Source organism: Rhizobacter sp. OV335 (genome assembly GCF_900142965.1).
GTDB lineage: Bacteria > Pseudomonadota > Gammaproteobacteria > Burkholderiales > Burkholderiaceae_C > Rhizobacter.
In genome coordinates this window covers 1-5,877 of record NZ_FRCQ01000064.1, presented here as the reverse complement: position 1 = coordinate 5,877, position 5,877 = coordinate 1, and the positions used below count along the sequence as shown (strand labels likewise).

Below are 5,877 nucleotides of genomic sequence, written 5' to 3'. Positions count from 1 at the left end.
TACTCGCTGCTGGTGTTCATCACCGCCGAGGACTTCCAGCCGATCCCGCTGGGCCTGGGTTTCACGCTGCTGGGCATCGGCGGCATGGTGGGCGTGAACCGCAGCTTCGACCAGGACGTGATGCGCCAGGGCCTCAAGAACGGCACGCTGGCCACGCTGCTGTTCCCGCGCGATCCGGTGGGCAATGCGCCGGCACTGATCCGCTCGCTGGCGGCCGCCTTTCCGGCCCGCCGGGGCAGCTACCTGCTGGGGCTGCTGGCGCGCATCGGCTGGTTCACGCCGACGCTGGTGCTGATGGACCTGGCGCTGATCCTGGAGTTCGGCTCGCGCACCCGGCTGCTTGCGCTCGGGCGCATCAGCGCGTTGCTGCCGTCGGCGGCCAACGACCTCGTGCGCCTGAACATGGAAGCGATGGGCGTCATCGACTTCGATGCCGGCACGGCCGCGGTCGATGCGGTGCTCGTCGACTCGCGGCTGGCGCACAAGTTCGCGATCACCGGGTCGGCCGCGCTGCGCGCGGGCTTCGCCTCCGGCCCGAGCTTCGTGCTGGCCGTGGGCGGGCTGAACCCGCACTTCGCACCGCCCGCGGGCTTCCCCGCGCTGGACCGCGTGGCCATCGCGCTCAGCTCGGGCAACAACCCGCGCCTGGTGTGCGACGCCTACTTCGCGATCACGTCGAACACGGTGCAGTTCGGTGCGCATGCGTCGCTGTATGCCAGCGCCGCGGGCTTCAGCGTCGAGGGCGATGTCGGCTTCGACGTGCTGGTGCAACTGGCGCCGCTGCACTTCATCGCCGACTACCACGCCAGGCTGCAGCTCAAGCGCGGCTCGTACAACCTGTTCATGGTCGAGCTGGCCGGCGAGCTGGAGGGGCCACGTCCGCTGCGCCTGAGCGGCAAGGCCAGCTTCAAGATCTTCTGGTTCCACTTCTCGGTGCACTTCGATGCCACGCTGGTCAGCGGCGAGCCGCCTCCACTGCCCGACGCGGTGGACGTGCTTGCCCAGTTGAAGCAGGCCCTGGTGGCGCCGAGCGCGTGGCGCATCGAGCGCAGCGCCGACCATCCGCATGGTGTCGCGCTGCGCAGCCTGCCGCCGTCGAGCGCGCTGGTGCTGGACCCGCTGGGCCGGCTGTCGGTCACGCAGCAGGTGGTGCCGCTGAACACGGCGCGCGACATCGACACCTTCGGTGGAGCGCCGGTGCTGGGGGCACGGCGCTTCGCGGTGACGGCCTCGATGAATGGCGCGCCGCTCGCCAGCACGGCCCGGGCGGCGGCCTTCGCGCCGGCCCAGTACTTCACGATGACCGACGACCAGCGGCTCGCCGCGCCCGCCTTCGAGACGATGGATGCCGGCTGCGTCTTCGGCAGCACCGCCCTGCTGATCGATGCGCCGCAGAGCGTGGCCGCGACGCTCGGCTACCGCACCGTCGTGGTCGGCGAGGCCGCCGTGTCCGCGCCCTATGTGCTGCCCGCCGCGCAACTGCCGGCCTTCAGCCGCAGCGGCTCGGCCGCGCGCGCGCCGGTGCGCCAGGTCGGGCGGGCCCGCTTCCGCAGCAGCGTCGCTGCACCGGCGGCGACGCTGCAGGCCCCCCAGTGGCGCATCGCCGCGAACACCGGCGGCACAGCGCTGCCCGCGCTCGCCGGTGCCGCCACCTGGAGCGAGCAGCACGCCGCCCTCTCCACCCTCAACCGCGGCAAGGCGCTGTTCCAGCTCCTGCCCGTCCATGAGCTGCAAGCATGACCTGGGCATCGTTGAGTTCGACGCTGAACGGCAAACCCCGGGTGCTGGCCGGGCCGATGCTGCGCAAGACCACGTCCAGCAGCGTGACCGTGTGGCTTGCGCTGCAGGACGCGGCACAGGTCACGCTGTCGGTGCGCGACGGAGCGGGCCGCAAGCTGCTGCAGGGCACGCGCCACACGGTGGCCGTGGGCCTGCGGCTGCACATCGTCGCCGTCACGGCCAGTCCGCTGGCGGCGGATGCGCTGCTCACCGAGAACGCGATCTACCACTATGACCTGTCGTTCGACTTCGCCAACAAGTCCGGCGTCAGCCTGGCCGAGGCCACCGGCACGACGGCACCGGCCTTCGCCTACCCGCCCTACGACACGCCGAGCTTCTGCCTGCCGCCGCAAAACCTCAACGACCTGCGCCTGCTGCACGGCTCGTGCCGCATTGCGCATGCCGAGGGCGCGGATGCGCTCGCACTGGGCGACGCATTGATCGCGGAGAGCGCGACCGATCCGCTGCGACGCCCCCACCAATTGCTGCTGAACGGCGACCAGATCTATGCCGACGACGTGGCACCGGCGATGCTGGTGATGCTGTCCGATGCCGCGGTGAACCTGCTGGGCTGGCAGCAGACCCTCGCCGTGCCCGCGGCGTTCGGCGGGCCGCAGCCGGCGGAGCAGTTGCCGCCCTACTTTCGCAGGAAGCTGCTGGACGACAGCGGCTTCACCTCCGAAGACTTGGACGCGCACCTGATGTCGCTGGGCGAGTACCTTGCGATGTACCTGTTCGTGTGGTCGGACGTGCTGTGGACGGCGGATTCCCTGCCGAGCCGCGCCGACTTGCTGCAGGCCGGTGCCGCCGGCATCCACGATCCGGCGATCCTCGGGCAGTGGCGAGCCCAGCGGGACCTGTGCAAGAACGAGCCGAAGGCGATGGAGAAGCACGCCGATCGGATGAAGCTCTTCCGCCAGTCCATCCCCCAGGTCCGCCGCCTGCTGGCCAACGTGCCGAGCTACATGATCTTCGACGACCACGAGGTCACCGACGACTGGAACATGACGCGCGACTTCTGCCACGGCGTCTATGGCCGGCCGCTGGGGGTGCAGGTCGTGCAGAACGCGTTGGTCGCCTACGCGCTGTGCCAGCACTGGGGCAACGCACCGGAGCAGTTCGAACCGGCCGCCGGCACCGCCCCCCAACCGGCCGGCCAGCGCCTGCTGGGGCTGCTGGCCGGCGCCACGGCCGCCAGCTATGCGCAGAACGCGGGCGCGATCGCCGCCCTGGTGGGGGTGCACGACGACACGGACCTGCGCGACCGGCCCGACAAGGGCGTGTTCCACGAGGCCGACTCGCTGACGTACAACTACACCATCGAAGGCCCGGGGCATCAGGTGATCGTCACCGACACGCGCAGCTGGCGCGTCTTCCCGTTCGGCAGCAGCCAGGGCGGCGAGCTGTTGTCGCGCGAGCAGATGGTGCTGCAGATCGACCGCACGCCCGAGCTCGCCGGCCGCGCGCTGCTGGTCGTGCTGACCACCAATGTGCCGCCGGTGCAACCGATCCGAACCGCTACGCGCCACGACACCCTCACCAACTTCATCGAGCACCACCCGGACGTGTACGAAGCCTGGGAGCTGCCGTCCGTCGCCTTCGACCGGCTGATGGTGGTGCTGTCGAACAAGCTGCCGCAGCAGGACGGCAAGCGCCAGGGCTCGGTTCTGCTGCTGTCCGGCGACGTGCACTTCAGCTTCGCGTCCCGGCTGCTGTACCGGGCCACGACGCGCTACGAGGACGACACCCCCCAGCCGGCCAGCGTGGTGCTGGCGCAGCTGGTAGCCAGCTCGTTGCGCAAGCAGACCGGGGCGACCGTGGAAATGCATCGCGAAGGCTACGAGCACGGTCCTTTTATCATCGGGCGCCTTCTGATCCCCCGCCACCATCCCGAGGGCTACGTCGGCTGGAATGTCGGCACGGGCTCGCAGCGCGCGGTCGGGCAGAAGGGCCTGGTGCACCCGAGCTTCATCCCGCTTCTGACCGAGACACTGGAGCAGCCGACGCTGCAGGTCTCGCCGGACGGATTCTTTCTGGGCGTGGGCATCGACCGCGCGACACCGCCCGACTACAGCTACCGGCTCGACTACCTGGTGGCGGACAAGGCCAGCGAGGCCGGCCCGCCCGTTCCGGCCCCGCCGGCCGGCAACACGCCCGCCGAGCGGCTGCAGGCCGCCGCAATCATCCGCACGGCGAGCGAGCGCCTCGAGGCCTACAACGTGGCCCATACAACGCAACGCCAGATCGTCGGCGTCAACAACCTGGGCCTGCTCGGCTTCGACTGGGACATGGCGGCACACCGCGGCCGCAAGGTCCACCACACGGTGCTGTGGACCAACGGCATCGCGGCCGGCACGCTGCGCACCAACTATGCCGTCAGCCTCGACGCCGACGATCCGCTGTTCCCCGAGATCCAAGCCCGCAGCCTGCCATGAGCACCACCTTGTTCAGTTCCCTGGCTCACGGCCTGTCCACGCTGCTGGATCCGTTCGCCCGCTGCGTCGGCGATCCGCAGGTGCTGAATCGCCTGCTGGCAGAAGTCGGCGTGACGCCGCTGACCGACACCTCGGCCTTGCTGGCGGTAGTGAACGCGGTGGCCGCGCGGAAGGGCGGCATCGACGCGCTCGACGCGGCGTCCGACCCCTCCTTCGTCAGCATCGCCGGGGTGCTGGACGCGGCCCGCACGGCCTTGCTGGCGATTCGCCAGTTGGAGCATGCCGACACCAGCCTCGGCCCGCTGCAAGGCCTGGGCGAAGACCTGACGACGCTGCTGCTGATCGGCAGCCTGGAGCGCCGCGCCCCGGCGCTGCGCCACGCCGCGGCCTTGCTCACGCTGCTGGACCCGGCCGAGGAACAGCCGCCTGCGCAACCGGTGATCGGCAACGGCCGCCTGCTGCGCGACAGCTACCGCGTCGAGAAATTCCACCTCGACCGCCTGCCCGCGCTGCTGCGCGATCCGCTCGCCACGCTGCAGGCGACCTACGGCAACACGCTGGCCACGCAGGCCGCGGCGGACGCGATGGCGGACAAGCTGTTCCCGCGGCTGATGCGCCTGCTGCGTTCGCTGGGCATCCGCTGCCGATACGGTTTCCAGCCCGAGGACCAGGACTACATGGGCGGCGCGGCCGCGCTGATGCAACGCGCGCTGCTCGTCTATGCCGACGATGCGCTGGGCGGGCTGGCAGCCGGTGCCGGCGTGGTGCTGACGCTGTCGGGCGGCGGTCAAGGCGACCTCGGGCTGGTGGTCTCGCCCTTCGGCGCACTGAGCGGGGAACGTGCCGCGGGCGCATGGCTGATCTCGTTCGACCTCACGGCCGGCATCCAGGCCGTCGCATGGGGGCGGCACGGCCTGACGCTGCTGGCGGCTCCCGGCACCGTGGACGTGACGGGCCACATCGCCGCCACGGTGCCCGCGACAGCCGGCCAGCCCGCTTGCGTGGTGGGACCGCCCGACGGTTCGCGCCTCGAGTTCGGCAGCGTGCGGTTCGCGCTGGATACTCACTTGTCCGCCAGCGGCAAGGCCTTGACGCTCGCGGCGCAGACCGCGTCGTCGGCCCTGGTGATCGCGCCCGGCGACAGCGACGGCTTCCTGGGCAGCCTGCTGCCGGCCCAGGGCCTGCGCGCCAACTTCGACCTGGGTCTCCTGTGGTCCAGCGAGACCGGCTTGCACCTGCAGGGCAGCACCAGCCTGGAGGCCACGTTGCCGGTGAATCTGTCGGCCGCAGGCTTGTCGCTGCACACCGTGCACCTGGGCTTGCACGCCGGCGACGGCAAGGTGAGTGCCGAGATTTCGGCCGGCCTGTCGGCGGCGCTGGGGCCGGTGAAGGCGGCACTGGACCGCGTGGGGGTCGACGCGGTGCTGGGGTTTCCGGCGGGCGGCGGCAACCTCGGGGTGGCGGACCTGGCCCTCGGCTTCAAGCCCCCGAGCGGCATCGGCCTGACGGTGGATGCGCAGGGCGTGCTGACGGGCGGTGGCTTCCTGTTCCACGACGAGGCGCAGGGCTTGTACGCCGGCGCGATGCAGTTGTCGCTGCACGAGCGCATCACGCTGAAGGCCTTCGGGCTGATCGCCACGCGGCTGCCCGACGGCAGCCGCGG

The 5,877-nt window shown here is 70.9% G+C and carries 3 protein-coding genes; all 3 read left to right on the top strand.

Translation table 11 applies throughout. The features are described 5' to 3' along the window. A partial coding sequence (locus BUE42_RS33300) for a DUF6603 domain-containing protein (RefSeq protein WP_200799074.1) occupies positions 1-1,740 on the top strand: 1,740 nt, incomplete at its 5' end. Next, complete coding sequence (locus BUE42_RS31310; RefSeq protein WP_073469421.1) at positions 1,737-4,214, top strand: metallophosphoesterase family protein; 2,478 nt, start codon at positions 1,737-1,739, stop codon at positions 4,212-4,214. The genes BUE42_RS33300 and BUE42_RS31310, both read left to right, overlap by 4 nt. Continuing rightward, positions 4,211-5,877, top strand: a 1,667-nt coding sequence (locus tag BUE42_RS31305; RefSeq protein ID WP_200799073.1) for a DUF6603 domain-containing protein, incomplete at its 3' end; no start/stop codon positions are given. The genes BUE42_RS31310 and BUE42_RS31305, both read left to right, overlap by 4 nt.

Excerpts from the sequence above, each read along its gene's own strand:
- BUE42_RS31310 (WP_073469421.1), top strand. The coding sequence starts at position 1,737 with ATGACCTGGGCATCGTTGAGTTCGACGCTGAACGGCAAACCCCGGGTG.